Annotated in this window: 15 protein-coding genes; 5 read left to right on the forward strand and 10 right to left on the reverse strand. The window is 71.8% G+C overall.

What is annotated here, in order from left to right:
* Window positions 1–2: 2 nt before the first annotated feature.
* Both ACTVZO_RS26535 and ACTVZO_RS26540 read right to left on the reverse strand, forming a co-directional pair.
* Window positions 3–236 (reverse strand): hypothetical protein, encoded by a 234-nt coding sequence (locus ACTVZO_RS26535; RefSeq protein ID WP_443300748.1) that lies wholly within the window; start codon window positions 234–236, stop codon window positions 3–5.
* The gene (locus ACTVZO_RS26540; protein WP_443300749.1) at window positions 233–1,141 is read right to left on the reverse strand and encodes an SPFH domain-containing protein; all 909 of its coding nucleotides are present in this window, start codon (window positions 1,139–1,141) and stop codon (window positions 233–235) included. The genes ACTVZO_RS26535 and ACTVZO_RS26540 overlap by 4 nt, the downstream gene beginning before the upstream one ends.
* Before the next feature lie 233 nt (window positions 1,142–1,374).
* On the opposite strand from ACTVZO_RS26540, the gene ACTVZO_RS26545 reads away from it, so the two are divergent.
* Complete coding sequence (locus tag ACTVZO_RS26545) at window positions 1,375–3,639, forward strand: transglycosylase domain-containing protein (protein WP_443300750.1); 2,265 nt, start codon at window positions 1,375–1,377, stop codon at window positions 3,637–3,639.
* 97 nt (window positions 3,640–3,736) lie between these two features.
* Here ACTVZO_RS26545 and ACTVZO_RS26550 read toward each other — a convergent pair whose 3' ends face one another.
* The 3 genes from ACTVZO_RS26550 to ACTVZO_RS26560 form a co-directional block, all read right to left on the reverse strand.
* Complete coding sequence (locus tag ACTVZO_RS26550; RefSeq protein ID WP_443300751.1) at window positions 3,737–5,965, reverse strand: SpoIIE family protein phosphatase; 2,229 nt, start codon at window positions 5,963–5,965, stop codon at window positions 3,737–3,739.
* A 268-nt stretch (window positions 5,966–6,233) separates the two neighbouring features.
* The gene (gene fomD / locus ACTVZO_RS26555; RefSeq protein ID WP_443300752.1) at window positions 6,234–6,941 is read right to left on the reverse strand and encodes a cytidylyl-2-hydroxypropylphosphonate hydrolase; all 708 of its coding nucleotides are present in this window, start codon (window positions 6,939–6,941) and stop codon (window positions 6,234–6,236) included.
* A gap of 103 nt (window positions 6,942–7,044) precedes the next feature.
* Complete coding sequence (locus tag ACTVZO_RS26560; protein ID WP_443300753.1) at window positions 7,045–8,448, reverse strand: class II fumarate hydratase; 1,404 nt, start codon at window positions 8,446–8,448, stop codon at window positions 7,045–7,047.
* A 108-nt stretch (window positions 8,449–8,556) separates the two neighbouring features.
* Here ACTVZO_RS26560 and ACTVZO_RS26565 point away from each other — a divergent pair, with 108 nt between their 5' ends.
* Window positions 8,557–10,095, forward strand: coding sequence for a ricin-type beta-trefoil lectin domain protein (locus ACTVZO_RS26565; protein ID WP_443300754.1), 1,539 nt, complete (start codon window positions 8,557–8,559; stop codon window positions 10,093–10,095).
* Between the two features lie 59 nt (window positions 10,096–10,154).
* Here ACTVZO_RS26565 and ACTVZO_RS26570 read toward each other — a convergent pair whose 3' ends face one another.
* The 3 genes from ACTVZO_RS26570 to ACTVZO_RS26580 form a co-directional block, all read right to left on the reverse strand.
* Entirely contained in the window at window positions 10,155–10,922 is a 768-nt protein-coding gene (locus ACTVZO_RS26570) for a glycerophosphodiester phosphodiesterase (protein ID WP_443300755.1), read from the reverse strand.
* Between the two features lie 174 nt (window positions 10,923–11,096).
* A complete protein-coding gene (locus tag ACTVZO_RS26575; RefSeq protein ID WP_443300756.1) occupies window positions 11,097–11,732 on the reverse strand; it encodes a hypothetical protein in 636 nt (211 codons plus the stop codon).
* A gap of 138 nt (window positions 11,733–11,870) precedes the next feature.
* Window positions 11,871–13,562: a fumarate hydratase gene (locus tag ACTVZO_RS26580; RefSeq protein WP_443300757.1), complete on the reverse strand. Its 1,692-nt coding sequence runs from the start codon at window positions 13,560–13,562 to the stop codon at window positions 11,871–11,873.
* Window positions 13,563–13,709: 147 nt separating this feature from the next.
* Between ACTVZO_RS26580 and ACTVZO_RS26585 the strand changes: the two genes are divergently transcribed.
* A complete protein-coding gene (locus ACTVZO_RS26585) occupies window positions 13,710–14,396 on the forward strand; it encodes a DUF1707 SHOCT-like domain-containing protein (protein ID WP_443300758.1) in 687 nt (228 codons plus the stop codon).
* A gap of 161 nt (window positions 14,397–14,557) precedes the next feature.
* Window positions 14,558–14,926: a WhiB family transcriptional regulator gene (locus ACTVZO_RS26590; RefSeq protein WP_385062306.1), complete on the forward strand. Its 369-nt coding sequence runs from the start codon at window positions 14,558–14,560 to the stop codon at window positions 14,924–14,926.
* 108 nt (window positions 14,927–15,034) lie between these two features.
* Here the strand turns inward: ACTVZO_RS26590 and glpX are convergent, their stop codons facing one another.
* Entirely contained in the window at window positions 15,035–16,066 is a 1,032-nt protein-coding gene (gene glpX / locus ACTVZO_RS26595) for a class II fructose-bisphosphatase (RefSeq protein ID WP_443300759.1), read from the reverse strand.
* Between the two features lie 225 nt (window positions 16,067–16,291).
* On the opposite strand from glpX, the gene ACTVZO_RS26600 reads away from it, so the two are divergent.
* Window positions 16,292–16,822 carry a DUF4245 domain-containing protein gene (locus ACTVZO_RS26600; RefSeq protein ID WP_443303274.1) on the forward strand — a complete coding sequence of 177 codons (531 nt, stop codon included), beginning with the start codon at window positions 16,292–16,294 and terminating at the stop codon, window positions 16,820–16,822.
* Window positions 16,823–16,945: 123 nt separating this feature from the next.
* On the opposite strand, the gene ACTVZO_RS26605 is transcribed toward ACTVZO_RS26600, so the two are convergent.
* Window positions 16,946–17,536: a malonic semialdehyde reductase gene (locus ACTVZO_RS26605; protein WP_443300760.1), complete on the reverse strand. Its 591-nt coding sequence runs from the start codon at window positions 17,534–17,536 to the stop codon at window positions 16,946–16,948.
* Window positions 17,537–17,579 lie beyond the last annotated feature (43 nt).

A 17,579-nucleotide genomic window follows, 5' to 3' on the forward strand; every position in this document is an offset into this window, starting at 1 on the left:
CGTCAGTCGGCGGACTTCGGGGGCCGGCCGCGTCGGGGGATGGGGCCCGGGCCGGAGGGGAGGCGGCCCGACTCCGCGAGCGCCCGGCGCAGCAGGAACTCGATCTGGGCGTTGGCGCTGCGCAGTTCCTCCCCGGCCCAGCGGGCGAGCGCGTCGTACACGAGCGGGTCGAGCCGCAGCAGCACCTGCTTGCGCGGCTGCCGGGCCGCCCGGCCCCCCTCCTCGGGCGGGGTCACTGGTAGAGGGTGCCCGCGTTGACCACGGGCTGGGCCGCGCGGTCCCCGCAGAGCACCACCATCAGGTTCGAGACCATCGCGGCCTTGCGCTCCGGGTCCAGGTCCACGATGTCCTCCTCGGCCAGGCGGTTCAGGGCCAGCTCGACCATGCCCACCGCGCCCTCCACGATCTGCTTGCGGGCCGCGACGACCGCGCCCGCCTGCTGGCGCTGGAGCATCGCGGAGGCGATCTCCGGGGCGTACGCGAGGTGCGTGAAGCGGGACTCGATGATGGACACCCCGGCCGCGTCGACCCGGGCGTGCAGTTCGACGGCCAGCTTCTCGGTGATCTCCTCGGCGTTCCCGCGCAGCGAGAGGCCGCCCTCCTCGTGCGCGTCGTACGGGTACTCGATCGCGATGTGCCGGACGGCCGCCTCGGTCTGGGTCTCGACGAACTCGGTGAAGTCCTCGACCTCGAAGGTGGCCCGCGCCGTGTCCTCGACCCGCCACACCACGACCGCGGCCAGCTCGATGGGGTTGCCGTAGGCGTCGTTGACCTTCAGGACGGCCGTCTCGTGGTTGCGCACGCGGGTGGAGATCGTCTCGCGGGAGGTCAGCGGGTTGACCCAGCGCAGGCCGTCCGTGCGGATCGTGCCCCGGTAGCGGCCGAACAGCTGGACCACCCGGGCCTCGCCCGGCGCGATCGTGTTGAGTCCGCTCATCGCGATGAGCGAGGCGAGCGCCAGCAGGACGCCGGCCGCGATCAGCGCGATCTTCGCGGCGAGGGCCGTCAGGACCGCGCCGGCGACGATCAGGCCCGCCGCGGCCGCAACACCGGCCAGTCCGAGCAGCAGCGCCAGGCCGCCGCCCACGCTCCGCGCCGTGAATTCCCGTACGCCCAGTGGAGTGGAGACGCCGTTCGTCATCGTTTGCCCCGTTTCTCTTCGTCGCAGCCGGTCGAGCCGCTTATCAAAGTGATATCACTTTTTTCCCCTACGGCAACCCTTCGGGCATCGTGTGCGTCGGTTCCTGTGATGTGGGTGCTGATTCTCACGTCCGAATTGACCGATATTGGCCACAGTTGATCAACCTTTGTCACGGCCTGCGGTGTTAGCTTTCTGAGCTGACGTCGGGGGGTATATCGAGCGGAGCGGGAGCGATGGGCCGAGCAGAAGCGCGTAAGGCGCAGCAGCAGCGCGGTGCGCGGCGGGCGCCGAGCGGACGTGCCAAGGGCGCCAAGGGCAAGGGCGGCGCCGGCAAACGCACCGGCATACGTCGCTTCTTCACCTGGAAGAAGGTCGTCGGGACCTTCTTCGGGATGGTGCTGCTCGGCATGGCCGCCCTCATCGGCCTCTACTTCTACGTCGACGTGCCCAACCCCAATGAGCAGGCGACGCAGCAGAGCAACGTCTACAAGTGGGCCGACGGCGCGACCATGGCCAGCACGGGCAAGGTCAACCGCGAGATCGTCGACATCGACAAGGTCCCGAAGGACGTCCAGGCGGCGTTCATCGCCATCGAGAACAAGTCCTTCTACGAGGACCGGGGCATCGACTTCAAGGGCCTGGCCCGCGGCCTGTGGAACACGGTGACCGGCCGGGGCAAGGCCGGCGGTTCGACGATCACCCAGCAGTACGTCAAGAACCACTACCTGACCCAGGAGCAGACGCCGACCCGCAAGATGAAGGAGATGGTGATCTCCCTCAAGGTCGACCAGCAGATGGAGAAGCCCCAGATCCTCGCGGGCTACCTGAACACCAGCTACTTCGGCCGCGGCGCGTACGGCATCCAGGCCGCCTCCCAGGCCTACTACGGGGTCGACGCCTCGCAGCTGAACCTGGCGCAGGGCACCTACCTCGCCGCCCTGCTCCAGGCCCCGAGCCAGTACGACTGGGCGGTGGCCGGCCCCAACGCCCAGCAGCTGGTCATGACCCGGTTCAACGGCACGCTCGCCAACATGGTCGACATGGGTGAGCTGGACGAGGCCAAGAAGGCCGAGGTCAAGTTCCAGGAGCCGATCAAGCCGAAGCCCCGCGCCGGCATGGACGGCCAGAAGGGCTACCTGGTCGAGGCGGCCGACGCCGAGCTCGTCCGGGGCGGTGTGCTGACCAAGAAGCAGATCGACGCCGGCGGCTGGACGATCACGCTCAACATCAACCCGAAGAACCAGGCCGCGCTGGAGAAGGCCGTCCAGGACGAGCTGGAGTCCAAGCTCGACCGCAAGGGCGACGCGCAGGACAAGGTCGTCCAGGCCGGCGTCACCTCGGTGGACCCCAAGACCGGCGCGATCGTCGCCATGTACGGCGGTACGGGCCTGCAGGAGAAGTACGCGAGCAACGCCCTGCGCGACGACTTCCAGCCCGGCTCGACCTTCAAGCCCATCGTGCTCGCCTCCGCCCTGCAGAACAACGCGACCACGCAGGACGGCAAGCCGATCACCCCGAACGCGATCTACGACGGCACCAGCAAGCGCCCGGTCGTCGGCAGCAAGATCCCGTTCAACCCGCAGAACCAGGACAACAAGGACTACGGCAAGGAAATCACCGTCCAGTCCGCGACGAACTCCTCGGTCAACTCCGTCTACGCGCAGATGATCGTGGACGTCGGCCCGCCGGCCGTGAAGAAGACGGCCCTGGCCCTCGGCATGAAGGACCGCAAGGGCTGGCCCGAGGACAAGCCGGCCATGTCGCTCGGCACCATGAGCACCAACACCGTGGAGATGGCGGGCGTCTACGCGACCCTCGACAACCACGGCAAGAAGATCACGCCGACGATCGTCAAGTCCGCCGAGCACAAGGACCTGGAGTACGAGCCGGCCGAGCCCGCCATCGGAGCGCAGGCCATCAGCCGCCAGACCGCCGACACCGTCACCAAGGTGCTCACCGGCGTGGTCAGCGAAGGCTCCGGCAAGGCCGTCAGGAGCAGCGCCTACGAGGCCGCCGGCAAGACCGGTACCACCGAGTCCAACGTGGCCGGCTGGTTCACCGGCTACACCCCCGAACTGGTCACCGTCGTCGCGCTGTTCGGCGAGGACCCGGTTACCCACGGCCAGGTCACCCTCGCCGGCGCCGGCGGCCGCGACCGGGTGGGCGGCTCCAGCTTCCCCGCCGAGATCTGGAAGGCGTACACGGAGGCCGCGCTCAAGGGCGTGGACACGGACAAGTTCGACATCTCCGAGGCGGAGATGGGTGCCTCGCAGGCCCCGTCGCGCAGCCCCTCCCCGACGCCTTCGCACAGCCCCTCCGCCCAGCCGTCGACGTCCCCGACGCCATCGACGTCCCCGACGCCGTCGACGTCCCCGACGCCGAGCACCACCCCGACCAAGTCGCCCACTCCGACGAAGTCCCCGACGCCGACGGCGACCAACACCGGCGGCCAGAAGCCGCCGGACCCGCCGCTGTTCCCGCAGGTGGGCGGTCGCTGACCGACCCCTCCGACACCGACCGGCATCACCCCCGGCAACGCCACTGCCCCGCAGCCTTCAGGCTGCGGGGCAGTGGCGTTGCCGGTGCCGTCGGGGCTCAGCGCCGTCCGTGACCCGGCGGCAGCGCCAGCTCGAACCAGACCACCTTGCCGCTGCTGAGCCGGGTGGCGCCCCAGCGACGGGCCATCCGGTTCACCAGGAACAGGCCGCGGCCGCCCTCGTCGGTGTCCCGGGCCCGGCGCTGGCGCGGCAGCTGCGGGGAGTCGTCGCCGACCTCGCAGCGCAGTACGTCCGTACGCAGCAGGCGCAGGGTGACGGGCCGTTCCGCGTACCGCACGGCATTGGTGACCACCTCGCTGACGAGCAGCTCCAGGGAGTCCTGGAGCTCCTCCAGGCCCCACCGGGTCAGGGCGCGCCGGGCGAACCGGCGGGCGCGGCCCGGAGCGGTCTCCTCCGGGTCCAGGAACCAGTACGCGACGTCACTGGGCGCGATCCCGTCGAACCGGGCCGCGAGCAGCGCGATGTCGTCGTCCCGGTCGCCCGGGCCGAGCATGTCGAGCACGTCGTCGCACAGGGCTTCCAGCGGCGGCGGGTGGTCCAGGCCGGTCAGCTGGGCGGTGGTCGCCAGGCGCTCGCGGAGCTGCTCGATGCCGGTCCACACGTCCCGCAGCCTCGACTCCACCAGCCCGTCGGTATACAGCAGCAGGGTGGCCCCGGCGGGCGCGTCCAGCTCCACCGCCTCGAAGTCCACGCCGCCGACGCCGATGGGGGCGCCCGGGGGTACCCGGAGCACCTCGGCCCGGCCGCCCAGGTGCAGCAGCACCGGCGGCGGGTGGCCGGCGTTGGCGATGGTGATCCGGTGCGAGACGGGGTCGTAGACCGCGTACAGGCAGGTGGCCATGCGGTCGGAGCCCAGGCGCTGGGCCTGCTCGTCCAGGTGGTGCAGGACCTCGGCGGGCGGCAGGTCCAGCTGCGCCAGGGTCTGCGCGGTGGTGCGGAGCTGGCCCATGATCGCCGCGGAGGTCATGGAGTGCCCCATGACGTCGCCGACGACGAGCGCGACCCGGCTGCCGGGCAGCGGTATGGCGTCGTACCAGTCGCCGCCGACGCGCGCCGTCTCGGCGGCGGGCAGGTAGCGCGAGGCGAGCCGGACCCCGGTGGGCTGGGGCAGGCTGTCGGGCAGCATGGTGCGCTGGAGCTCGTCGGCGATGTACGCCTCGCGGCCGTACAGGACCGCCTTGTCGATGCCGAGCGCGGTGTGGGTGGCCAGCTGAGCGGCGACCAGGAGGTCGTTCTGCTCGAACGCGGGCCGCTCGGGGCTGCGCAGGAACACCGCGGCGCCGATCACCCGGCGGCGCCCGCGCAGCGGTGCCAGCACGGCCCGGTTGCCGCGCGGCAGCGGATGGTCCGAGCCCAGCAGCTCGGGCAGCGCGGCCTTGGCGGCCGCGGAGGACCCGAAGACGGGCCGTACGCCGCGCAGCACCTCGGCGAGCGCGCCGCCGGACCGGATCTCGCACAGCTCCGCCGCGGGCAGGTCACCCTGCGGGCCGACCAGCGGCAGCTGGCTGAAGTCGAGCTCGCCGGTGGCCCCCGCGGCCCCGGCGAGGTCCAGGCCCGCGCCGATGGTGCCGCCCGAGGCGGCATCGGTGAGATCGTCGATCGGCCGGAGCCGGTCGGTGCGCCGCAGCCTTAAAACGACCGGGCCGACGGGACGTTCGTCCCCGACCGGCAGCGGGTCGCGCAGGTAGACCAGGATCGCGTCCGAGAACGTCGGCACGGTGGCCCGGCACAGGCCGAGCACGATCTCGTCGAGGTCGATGCCGCGGGCGATCCGCCGGGTGGCGGCGCCGACGAAGCGCAGCCGGTCCCCTTCGCGGCGCGCGACGGTGTCCCCGGTGCCGGTGCCGGTGCCGGTGCCGGTGCCGGTGCCGGTGCCGGCGCCGGCGCCGGCCGGTATGACGGCCCCGCCGCCGCCGTGCCGGTCGCCCCCGACGGGGTGCGGGGATCCCGGGCCGGGACCGGCCTGGCCGCCGGCCGGGCCCTCGGCCGTGTCCCGGGCGGGCAGTGCCTGCGGGCCGTCGGAGGCCGCGTTGCGCGCGGCGCCCGTGTCCCTGGCCCGGGCGGCGCCGCCGTCCCGGGACATCGCGGCGCCCCGGGGCCGGGGGAGACCGGCAGGGCTCCCGCCGGGCTCCGCGCCCGGGCCCTGCGCATGAGTGCGTACGGCCTCGGCTGCGGCGATGGGCGCCTTGCCGTGGCCGGCCTCGTCCGTACCTCCGCCGGAGACGACGGGCTGCGGGCCCTCCTGAGAGGTGGGGTACTCCGTCACGCGTGGCATTCCGTCCGTCTGCGCTCGATGTGCGCTGCACTCAACTCGGTCAGTCGCGGTATACCCGCTCAGCGGCCGGGGCACCATCACCCCGCGATACCGCGTCTCCCCCGTTACCTCTCGCTCTGTGTCGACCTCCGGTCAAATCCCGCGTACGGCACGACACTTGCGCACCGCTCGCGCACACAGGGTCTCATCGCGCCGCCCGCCGCGCGCGGCCTTGCGGAGGACGATCCTACGTTTGGATGCCAGGGGCGCATCAAGGGTCTCATGCGGTCATATGCGCCGGGGTTCGGTCCCAGTCCTCGGGGAGGTCCGGAACCGTCCAGGCCGGATCCGGCCGCCAGTTCTCCCAGCCGTCGCGGAACGGCGCACCCCACTGCCGGATGACCTCGACCGCCGCCCGGCCGGCCTCCCGTACCCGCTCCGCCTCCTGCGGGCCCATCAGCCCGGAGCGCTGCGCCTGGGCGAACTCGTCCTCGTCGCGCCACTTCCAGGTGCGGTCCGGGTAGACGGAGATGTCGAGGAAGTGGTCCACGGAGTCGACCCCGCCGGACCACCGCGAGCGCGGCTCCTCCAAGTTCACGTACCAGCTCTTGAACCGCCAGCCGTGCTCCCAGAACAGCCACACCGACCACGGTTCCCCGGGCCGGGCCAGCTTCAGCACGCCCGCGCCGAACCAGCGCGACCGCGCGGTGGTGCGCGGCACGGTGTAGCGGGTGGCGAGCGGTTCCTCGTGGACGGGGGTGCCGTCGGCGAGGACGGGCTTGACGCACTGCGTGCCGGGGGCCATCCAGACGGCGAGCAGCTCGTCGGTGTCCTGCACCACCGTCACGGGACGGCAGATGTGCACCTGCCCCTTGAGCCCCGGGGCGTGGTCGCGGTAGCGCCAGAGGATCTGCTCCCCGGGCGCCCAGTGCGTGCCCTGCGCACGCCTGCGCGCGGCGCTGCCCGCAGGCCTGGAGGTACCTGTCATGCGCAGATCTTAGGGCGGGCGCCCCCGCGGATGCTGCGGTGCAGGTCACCGTGGGGGCGGGGGACGGTAAACGACCGGATCCGGACCCTGCCGCGGGCGTCGCTCAGGGGTGCGTCATGCGCAGCACGTCCAGCGCCTCGTCGAGCTGTTCGAGGGTGAGGGCGCCGCGGTCGACGTAGCCGGACTCCAGGACGACCTCCCTGATCGTCTTCCGCTCGGCGAGGGACTTCTTGGCGACCTTGGCCGCTTCCTCGTAGCCGATGTACCGGTTCAGCGGGGTCACCACGGAGGGGGAGGACTCGGCGTACTCCCTGGCCCGCCCGGCATTGGCGGTGATCCCGCCCACCGTGCGGTCGGCCAGCAGACGGCTCGCGTTGGCGAGCAGCCGGACCGATTCGAGGAGGTTGCGGGCCATCACCGGGAGCATCACATTGAGCTCGAAGTTGCCGGCCGCGCCCGCCACCGCGACGGTGGCGTCGTTGCCCATCACCTGTGCGGCGACCATCAGGACGGCCTCCGGGACGACCGGATTGACCTTCCCGGGCATGATCGAGGATCCCGGTTGCAGATCCGGGAGGTTGATTTCGGCCAATCCGGTGCGCGGGCCGGAGGCCATCCAGCGCAGATCGTTGCAGATCTTGGTGAGCGAGACGGCGACCGTACGGAGCATCCCCGAGGTCTCCACCAGCGCGTCCCGCGCCCCCTGGGCCTCGAAGTGGTCGCGGGCCTCGGTGAGCGGCAGCCCGGTGCCGGCGGCCACCTCGGCGATCACGGCGGCGGAGAACCCGGGCGGGGTGTTGATCCCGGTGCCGACCGCGGTGCCGCCCAGCGGCAGCTCGGCCAGCCGCGGCAGGGCCGCGCGCAGCCGTTCGACGCCGTAGCGGACCTGGGCGGCGTACCCGCCGAACTCCTGGCCCAGGGTGACCGGCGTGGCGTCCATCAGGTGCGTCCGCCCGGCCTTGACGACCTGCGCGAACTCGGCGGCCTTGCGTTCCAGGGCGGCGGCGAGGTGCTCCAGGGCCGGGATCAGGTCGCGGGTGACGGCGGCGGTGGCGGCGATGTGGATGGACGAGGGGAAGACGTCGTTGGAGCTCTGCGAGGCGTTGACGTGGTCGTTGGGGTGGACCTCCCGGCCCAGCCGCTCGGTGGCCAGGGTGGCGATCACCTCGTTGGCGTTCATGTTGGACGAGGTGCCCGAGCCGGTCTGGAAGACGTCGATGGGGAAGTGGTCGTCCCAGCGGCCCTCGGCGACCTCCTCGGCGGCGGACCGGATCGCCTCGGCGATGTCCCGGTCGACGACGCCGAGGCGCGCGTTGACCACGGCGGCCGCGGCCTTGACGCGGGCGAGCGCCTCGATGTGGGCGGACTCGAGCCGCTGTCCCGAGATGGGGAAGTTCTCCACCGCGCGCTGGGTCTGAGCACGCCATTTGGCATGGGCGGGCACCCGTACGCCGCCCATGGAGTCGTGCTCGGTCCGGAACTCCTGGGCCTGCTGCTGATCGGTCATTTTCGTGGCCTCCTCAAAAAGTTGAGCAATTGTCTTGTTCGAAGTGTTCCCAACTCCCCTACCGGCCAGTAAATACCGGGGGTAACACCGGTACTCGGGGAGGCGTTCATGACACGTGCACACAGGAAACCCAGGCTCAGATCTACCGTCGCCGCGATCGCGGCGGCCGCGGCCGCCCTCGGGGGCGTCACCGCCATCACCCCCACGGCCCACGCGGCGGTGCCCGCGGCAGCGGCGGCAGGGGCGGTGACCCCCCTCTCGCCCGAGCTGGAGGCGATCCGCGCCGCCGAAGCCGTCAGGATCTACGGCGACGCCGCCGTGCGCCCGCTCGCCGAGCGCAAGACCGGCCTGATCTCGCTGGGCGACAGCGAGATCTCGGGCGAGGGCGTCGGCAACTACGACCCCGCGACCAACACGCCGGACAACCAGTGCCACCGCTCGCCCGACGCGGCGATCCACCGCACCGGCATCCCGGCCGACCTCACCTTCAACGTCGCCTGCTCCGGCGGGTACACCGGCAACATCAGGATCGGCGGCAGCAAGCAGTACGCCGACGAGCTGGTCCAGAGCGACAGCCTCGCCATCAAGGCCCGCAATACGAAGATCAAGATGGTGCTGCTGGTCGCCGGGGCCAACGACGACCTGCAGTTCGGCCCGGTCATGACCGACTGCGTCACCCGCTGGGTGCTCAGCCAGGGCACCTGCGAGCCCAAGTACGCCCCCGGCTGGCAGGCCCGCGTCGACGGCCTGAAGCCCAAGGTCGAGGCCACCGTCGCCGACCTGAAGACCGTCATGCGCGACGCCGGCTACGCCGACTCCGACTACAAGCTCGTCGTCATGGGCTACCCCAGCCCCATCGGCCCCGACTTCCACGACAACCCGAACTTCCCCGGCAAGCTGCCCGGCGGCTGCGCCGGCTACGACTCCGACGCCACCTGGGGCCGCAACCACGCCGTACCCGCCTTCGAGAAGGGCATGCGCGCCGCGGCCCTCGCCTCCGGCGCCACCTACCTCGACAACTCGCGGCTCTTCCACGGGCACGAGGTGTGCATGGAGGACACCTGGGCCCGCGGCCTCTACCTGGACCTCGGCGACCACTTCCCGTGGGACGAGAACACCGCCCGCCAGTCCTTCCACCCCAACTACCGGGGCCACGGCGCGTTCGCGTCCTGCCTGACCCAGCTCTACGGCTCCGGTCTGCGGGAGGCCTCCTGCGCCGACCCCGCGAGCACCGGCACCCCCGTCCTCCAAGCCGGGTCCTGGGACGACAAGTTCAAGCCCCTGAGGAACGAGGCGACCGGCACCTGCCTCGACTCCAACGGCGGCTCCAGCGCCAATGAGACGGCGGTCCTGGGCTGGGACTGCCACGGCGGCCGCAACCAGGGCTGGTGGTACGACTCCGTCCGCAAGTCCGTCCACATCGAACTCACCCAGGACCGCTGCCTCGACGCCCCCGGCGCCCACTACGGCCCCGGCACCGGCCTGATCATCTGGAACTGCCACGGCGGCGCGAACCAGCAGTTCGTCCGCGACGGGGCCACCCTGCGCCCCGCGGCCTCCCCGGGCATGTGCCTGACGGTCGCCGCCGCCCGCGAGCCGCTGCGCCTGCAGACCTGCAACGGCTCGGCGAACCAGCGCTTCGCGTAACCCCGCCCCGATCCGCCCCTGCGACCCCCCACGCCCGGCCGGCGCACCCCGGCCGGGTGTCACATGTCGCGCAGCAGCTTGCGCACGTCCCGCGGCCGGTTGGTGATGATCGTGTCGACCCCGAGCCGCACGCACAGCTCGACGTCCTCCGCCTCGTCCACGGTCCACACCCGCACGGCCAGCCCTTTGGCCTTCAGCCGGGCCACCAGCCCCGGGTCCCGCCGCACCAGATCGATGCCGGGGCCCGCGTGGGTCGCGTACGGGGGCCGCACCGGGCGGACCGCGCGCTCGATCAGGAACACGGTGGGCAGGCCGGGCGCGAGCCGGTGCATCCGGGTCAGCGCGGTCCGGGAGAAGCTCATCACCTCGACGCGGCCACCGGCCCCGTCGGCCAGCCCGTACTCCCGGAGCATCCGCACCAGCTCGGCCTCCAGACGCCCGCCCGCGCGCGTCGGGTGCTTGGTCTCGACCGCGAGCCCGACCGGCCGCGGCGCGGCCAGCGCCTCCCGCAGCAGGTCCTCGAAGAGCAGCACCCGGGCCCCGGCGTGCTCGGCCCCCTTCCACGCCCCGAAATCGAGCGCGCGCAGCTCCTCGTAGGTCATCCCGGAGACGACCCCCCGCCCGTCGGAGGTCCGCTCGACCCGGCGGTCGTGCACGCACACCAGCTTGTGGTCGGAGGTGAGCCGCACATCGCACTCGAGCGCGTCGGCCCCGTCCTCGATCGCCTGCCGGTAGGCGGCCATGGTGTGCTCGGGGTGCTCGTGGGAGGCCCCGCGATGGGCGACCACGCGCACGGCCCGCTCGGTGCGGAGCTGCTTCTGCGTCATGCCCCGGACGTTATCCGGATGCGCGGTACGCCCCGGTACCGCATCCTGCCCGGATGGCCGAACAGCAGGTGTACGCGACCTTTCACTGCGAGCCGTGCGGGGAGTGCGTCCGGGAGGACGGGTACCGGGCCACCCCCGTTGAGGCCCGGTACCTGTCGGGTCCGACGCCTTCCGCTACCGCTTCGGTTGCGGGGCGAGGGGAGCCGGGGTGACCCGGTAGCCGTCCTTGGTCACCTCCGTGAAGGGGGCCGGGGCCATGCAGGTGCCCACCGTGCCCTCGGCGACCGTGCCGTCCGGCTTCACGTCGACGTTGGCGACGGCCCAGGAGAACCCGACGCGGTCAGGCTCGCCGTGTCGGCCGTCCTGGACGCTGATGCCGATCCGCCTGCCCTCCCAGCCCACGTTCGAGGACTTCACCACGGCGGTGAGCGTGGCGGTCCGGCCGCCCGTGACCAGGCAGTCCACCTCCGCCTCGGCCGTCGCGGTGAAGCCGGTCGCCGTGTAGCGGTGGGAGACGGTCACCCGGCCCCGCGCGTCCGTCGGCAGGCCCTGCTCGCCTCCCGGGGCGGGGAACGGCCTGGTCCACGGGGTCGATTCGGCGTCGACGGTGAAGCGGATGTCGTCCTCGGCGGCGTACGGGAAGAGGATCGTGCCGCTCCCGTGGACGGAGGCGGCCTTCGGGCCGGCCGGCGCGGCCGGGGCGGGGGCCGCCGCGACCAGCGTGGCCACGAGGGCGGCGGCGGTTCCGGAGAGGACGAGGGCGCGGGTGCGGCTGCGGTTGCGGCTGCGGGGGCAGTTGCGGTTCTCCATGGCGAACTCCCGTGTTCCGAGGGCTGTTTGGCTACGGGAACAGCCTCGCCGGGGGTCCGTCGGTGATCCATCTGCCGATCGGCGGACACACACGAGAGCCCCTCCCCCGAACGGGGGAGGGGCCCTCGCCCCGCCTGCCTACAGACCCGGGCCGCGCACCGGGATGCTGGTGAACGTCGGCTGCTCAGGTTCACGCGAGGTGAAGAAGTCGTTGCCCTTGTCGTCGACCACGATGAAGGCCGGGAAGTCCTCGACCTCGATCTTCCAGACCGCCTCCATGCCGAGCTCCTCGTACTCCAGGACCTCGACCTTCTTGATGCAGTCCTGCGCCAGCCGCGCCGCCGGGCCGCCGATCGAGCCCAGGTAGAAGCCGCCGTGCGCGCCGCACGCGTCCGTCACCTGCTGCGAGCGGTTGCCCTTGGCCAGCATGACCTTGGAGCCGCCCGCGGCCTGGAACTGCTCGACGTAGGAGTCCATGCGGCCGGCCGTGGTCGGGCCGAAGGAGCCCGAGGCGTAGCCCTCGGGGGTCTTCGCCGGGCCGGCGTAGTAGACCGGGTGGTCCTTCAGGTACTGAGGCATCGGAGCGCCCGAGTCCAGCAGCTCCTTGATCTTGGCGTGCGCGATGTCGCGGGCCACGACCAGCGGGCCGGTCAGGGACAGGCGGGTCTTGACCGGGTACTTGGTCAGCGTCGCCAGGATCTCGTCCATCGGCTGGTTCAGGTCGATCGAGACGACGTCCGAGGCCTCGTCGAGGTGCGAGTCCGTGGTGTCGGGGAGGAAGCGCGCCGGGTCCGTCTCCAGCTGCTCCAGGAACACGCCCTCCGCGGTGATCTTCGCGGTCGCCTGGCGGTCCGCCGAGCAGGACACGGCGATGGCCACGGGCAGCGACGCGCCGTGGCGCGGGAGGCGGACGACGCGGACGTCGTGGCAGAAGTACTTGCCGCCGAACTGCGCGCCGATGCCGATCTTCTGCGTGAGCTCGAAGACCTTCTCCTCCAGGCCGAGGTCGCGGAAGCCGTGGCCCGTCGCGGAACCCTCGGTCGGCAGCTCGTCCAGGTAGTGCGCCGAGGCGTACTTCGCGGTCTTCAGCGCGTGCTCGGCCGAGGTGCCGCCGACCACGATCGCCAGGTGGTAGGGCGGGCAGGCCGCCGTACCGAGCGAGCGGATCTTCTCCTCCAGGAACTTCATCATGGAGGCCTCGTTGAGGACCGCCTTCGTCTCCTGGTAGAGGAAGGACTTGTTGGCCGAGCCGCCGCCCTTGGCCATGAAGAGGAACTTGTACGCGCCGCCGTCGGTCGCGTACAGCTCGATCTGCGCGGGCAGGTTCGAGCCGGTGTTCTTCTCCTCCCACATGGTGATCGGGGCCATCTGCGAGTAGCGCAGGTTGAGGCGCGTGTAGGCGTCGTAGACGCCGCGCGAGAGGGCCGCCTCGTCGCCGCCCTCCGTGAGCACGTTCTGGCCGCGCTTGCCCATGACGATCGCCGTGCCCGTGTCCTGGCACATCGGCAGGACCCCGGCCGCCGCGATGTTCGCGTTCTTGAGGAGGTCGAGCGCGACGAACTTGTCGTTCGACGAGGCCTCCGGGTCGTCGATGATCCGGCGCAGCTGCGCGAGGTGCGCGGGGCGCAGGAAGTGCTGGATGTCGTGGATGGCCTCCTCGGCGAGCTTGCGCAGCGCCTCGGGTTCGACCTTGAGGAACGTACGGCCGTCCGCCTCGAAGGTGGACACGCCCTCGGCGGTCACCAGCCGGTAGGGGGTGGTGTCCTCGCCCAGGGGCAGCAGGTCGGTGTACGCGAACGCCGGGCCGGGGGGGCGGGAGCTAAGGGACATGGGGGGCATTCCTCACTCGGCAGACAGCGCTGACGACCAATTGGCAGCGCAGTCCACCAGCGTAGAACCTCCCGGCGTGCCCGTGTCTGTGAGGTAAGGCTCACTCAGGAGTATCGCGATCTATCGTGTCTCGCTATGCTGGGTCGCGTGGACCTGGAAAAGCAACCCGCCGCCCCCGCCCCCGCGCCGGTTCCCGCCCCCGCGGGGTCCGAACTGCGCGCCTCCGACGCCGACCGGGACCGGATCGCGCAGATCCTCGCCGACGCCCTCGCCGAGGGCCGGCTGACCGCCGAGGAGCACTCCGAGCGCCTGGACTCGCTGTACACCCTCAAGACGGTGGGCGAGCTGGAGGTGCTCGTACGAGACCTCCCCGCGCCGGGCACCGGCCACACCTCCGCCCACGGCGCGTACGAGTACGCCGGCCGCCCCGCGGCCGCGGGCAACGCAGAGACGGTCGTCGCCGTGTGCAGCAGCTCCGCCCGCAAGGGCCGCTGGCGCCCCGGGGCCCTCACCCGTGCGGTCTCGGTCATGGGCGACATCAGCATCGACCTCACCGAGGCGGTCTTCGAGCAGCAGGTCACCGAGATCAACGTGACCTGCGTCCTCGGGAACGTCGAGGTCGTGGTCCCGGAGAACGTCACCCTGCGCGGCTACGGAAGCGGGGTCCTCGGCAACTTCGAGGTGCGCGGCCAGGGTCGCGGGGCGACGGATCCGCAGGCCCCGGTCGTGATCGTCCGCGGCTTCGCCCTGCTGGGCAACATCGAGGCACGGCCCAGGCTCGGCGCCCGGCTCGTCGATCTCGCCGACCGGATGCGCAAGCGGCTGGGCGGCTGAGGCGGCCGGGGCGGCCGGGGCGGCCGGAAAGGGCCCGTCGCGGGGGTCGCGTTTCGGACGAACCCCCGGCGCCCGGTGGCACCCGGTGCATAGGGGCGCGTGCAGCGGGTAGGGACAGGTGCATCGTCTCTCGCTCGCGTACCCGTCGTCAGGAGTAGACCGTGCCGCATCCGCCGCATCAGTCCCTGAAGGTTGCCGTCGTGCCGAAGCCGCGGGTGCCGGCGAGGGCTGAGGACGGTCCATGGCATGCGGAGGCGGTGTGCCGCCGCGACGAGGCGGGCCTGTTCTTCGCGCCCTCCAAGGAGCCCACGGCGGCCCGGCTCTCCCGCGAGGAGGCCGCCAAGCGCGTCTGTGCCCGCTGCCCGGTCATGGTCGCCTGCCGGGAGCACGCGCTGCTCCAGCCCGAGCCGTACGGGGTCTGGGGCGGCCTCACCGCCGCCGAGCGCCGGGTGGTCCTGGCGCGTATGCGGCGCCGCTCGGCCGAGCTGCGCCAGGCCCCGGGGTCGGGGCCGATCGCCGCCGCCGGCTGAACCGGCCTCCTGCCGCGGCTTGCGGGGGACGCGTCGTCCGCGGACAGACGAGAGGGGCGGTCACCGCCGCACACGGTGACCGCCCCTCTCGCGCTGCCGCGCCGGGGACTACTGGGCGCGGTCGAAGTCGATCGCGCTGTACGCGCGCAGCTTCGACAGGCGGTGCGTCGAGTCGATCTGCCGGATCGTGCCCGACTTCGAGCGCATGACCAGCGAGGACGTGGTCGCGGTCTCCGAGCGGTAGTGGACGCCGCGCAGCAGCTCGCCGTCCGTGATGCCGGTGGCGACGAAGAAGACGTTCTCGCCGGACACCAGGTCGTTGGTGTGCAGGACGCGGTCCAGGTCGTGGCCCGCGTCGATGGCCTTCTGGCGCTCGGCCTCGTCCTTCGGCCACAGCTTGCCCTGGATCGTGCCGCCGAGGCACTTTATGGCGCAGGCCGAGATGATGCCCTCGGGCGTGCCGCCGATGCCGAGGAGCAGGTCCACACCGGTGCCCTCGCGCACCGCCATGACCGAGCCCGCGACGTCGCCGTCCGAGATGAACTTGATCCGGGCACCGGTCTCGCGGATCTCCTTGACGATGCCCTCGTGGCGGGGGCGGTCCAGGATGACGACGGTGACGTCCTCGACGGCCATGTTCTTGGCCTTCGCGACGCGGCGGATGTTGACCGACGCGGGGGCGTTGATGTCGACGAAGTCGGCGGCCTCCGGGCCCGTGACCAGCTTGTCCATGTAGAACACCGCGGACGGGTCGAACATGGTGCCGCGGTCGGCGGCGGCCAGCACGGCGATGGCGTTGGGCATGCCCTTGGCGTTCAGGGTGGTGCCGTCGATCGGGTCCACGGCGATGTCGACCTCGGCGCCGGTGCCGTCACCGACCCGCTCGCCGTTGAAGAGCATCGGGGCTTCGTCCTTCTCCCCCTCGCCGATGACGACGACGCCGTTCATCGAGACGGTGGAGATCAGGGTGCGCATCGCGTTGACCGCTGCGGCGTCCGCACCGATCTTGTCGCCGCGTCCGACCCACCGGCCGGCGGCCATGGCGGCGGCCTCGGTGACCCGTACGAGTTCCAGGGCGAGGTTGCGGTCGGGGGCCTCCGGGGAGACTTCGAGCTGGGGCGGCAGGTTGTGCTCGGTCATCGGAGCGCACCTTTCTGTACGGCGACGGCCGGGAAGTGAGGGTGCTGGAACTCTATCGGTACGTCGACATATTGAGCAGGGCGGGTCACGTATGAGCGGAATATCGGTCAGCCGATTGGCCTGAGCGGACGTCTTGCCACCCGGGCGGGCGCGCCGCACGGTCCGGTGGGGCCACCCCGGCGGTGATCGCTCCCGCGCATGCGGGACGATGGTCCCGTGGCAGGTATGAAAGGCAAGCAGACGGTCTGGGACATGGTCCGGTCGCTGGGGGTGATCGGCATCGTGGTCGCGGGGATCTACATCTTCGTCCCGCACGACGAGGACGCCGATCCGACGCGCACGGTCGACTACCGGGTGGAGACGCTCACGGCGCGGCGCGCCGCCCCGTACCCCGTGGCCGCCCCGGTGGGGCTGCCGGCGGAGTGGCGGGCGACCTCGGTGACGTTCCAGCGCAAGGACTCCCACGCCTGGCACCTGGGCTTCCAGGACCCGGACCGGCAGTACGTGTCGGTGGAGCAGTCCGTGGACACCTCCGCCAAGTACATCGGCGCGGTCACCCAGAAGGCGAAGCCCACCGGGCAGACCCAGCAGGTCGGCGACGCGGTGTGGGAGCGCTGGGACGGCGAGAAGTACGACGCCCTGGTGAAGCAGGAGCAGGGCTACGTCACGGTGGTCACCGGGACGGCCTCCTTCGAGCAGCTCGGCACCATGGCCGCCGCGCTGGAGTTCAAGCAGGGCCAGCAGCAGGGCGCGTAACGCCCCGTCCTCCGGCAGGGCGTGGCGTCCCGCCCTCCGGCAGCGGATCCGCGTACGGCAACGGCCGCGCCCCCGGGATCCGGGGGCGCGGCCGTTGCCGTTGCGCGTGTCGTGCGGGGCGGCTCAGACGGTGGTGATGACCTCGTCGAACGCCAGGCGCGGGGAGCGCGGGAACCAGGCGTCCTCGCCCGGCTTGCCGATGTTGACGATCATCAGCGGGGTGTGGTCGGCGTCCAGGAACTCCTTCTGGATGCCGCCGAGGTCGGCGCCGGTCATCGGGCCCGCGGCCAGGCCGGCGGCGCGGACGCCGACGATGAAGTAGGCGGCCTGCAGCGCGGCGTTGAGCAGGGCGGACTGCTCGCGGACCGGGCGCTCGGCGAAGAACATGTCCTTGGCCTGCGGGAAGTGCGGCAGCAGCGCCGGGAGCTCCTCGTGGAACTCGTTGTCCGCGGAGAGGATCGCGACCAGCGGCGCGGCGGCGGTCTTGGCCTGGTTGCCCTCGGCCAGGTGCTTCACGAGGCGCTCGCGGGCCTCGGGGGAGCGGACCAGGGTGATGCGCAGCGGGGTCTGGTTGAAGGCGGTGGGGCCGAACTTCACCAGGTCGTAGATCGCCTGTACCTGCTCCTCGGTGACCGGCTCGTCGGTGAACGAGTTGGCCGTGCGGGCCTCGCGGAACAGCAGGTCCTGCGCGGCGGAGTCAAGAACGAGAGACATCGGAAAGCCTTCTTCCATACGTGGGTGAAGCGATGTCCCCGAC

Source organism: Streptomyces sp. IBSNAI002, from assembly GCF_052244475.1.
Classification (GTDB): domain Bacteria; phylum Actinomycetota; class Actinomycetes; order Streptomycetales; family Streptomycetaceae; genus Streptomyces.

Excerpts from the sequence above, each read along its gene's own strand:
- ACTVZO_RS26540 (WP_443300749.1), bottom strand. The coding sequence starts at position 1,141 with ATGACGAACGGCGTCTCCACTCCACTGGGCGTACGGGAATTCACGGCG.
- ACTVZO_RS26570 (WP_443300755.1), bottom strand. The coding sequence starts at position 10,922 with ATGACGCAGAAGCAGCTCCGCACCGAGCGGGCCGTGCGCGTGGTCGCC.
- ACTVZO_RS26605 (WP_443300760.1), bottom strand. The coding sequence starts at position 17,536 with ATGTCTCTCGTTCTTGACTCCGCCGCGCAGGACCTGCTGTTCCGCGAG.
- ACTVZO_RS26565 (WP_443300754.1), top strand. The coding sequence starts at position 8,557 with ATGACACGTGCACACAGGAAACCCAGGCTCAGATCTACCGTCGCCGCG.
- fomD (WP_443300752.1), bottom strand. The coding sequence starts at position 6,941 with ATGACAGGTACCTCCAGGCCTGCGGGCAGCGCCGCGCGCAGGCGTGCG.
- ACTVZO_RS26600 (WP_443303274.1), top strand. The coding sequence starts at position 16,292 with ATGAAAGGCAAGCAGACGGTCTGGGACATGGTCCGGTCGCTGGGGGTG.
- ACTVZO_RS26575 (WP_443300756.1), bottom strand. The coding sequence starts at position 11,732 with ATGGAGAACCGCAACTGCCCCCGCAGCCGCAACCGCAGCCGCACCCGC.
- glpX (WP_443300759.1), bottom strand. The coding sequence starts at position 16,066 with ATGACCGAGCACAACCTGCCGCCCCAGCTCGAAGTCTCCCCGGAGGCC.
- ACTVZO_RS26560 (WP_443300753.1), bottom strand. The coding sequence starts at position 8,448 with ATGACCGATCAGCAGCAGGCCCAGGAGTTCCGGACCGAGCACGACTCC.
- ACTVZO_RS26580 (WP_443300757.1), bottom strand. The coding sequence starts at position 13,562 with ATGTCCCTTAGCTCCCGCCCCCCCGGCCCGGCGTTCGCGTACACCGAC.
- ACTVZO_RS26545 (WP_443300750.1), top strand. The coding sequence starts at position 1,375 with ATGGGCCGAGCAGAAGCGCGTAAGGCGCAGCAGCAGCGCGGTGCGCGG.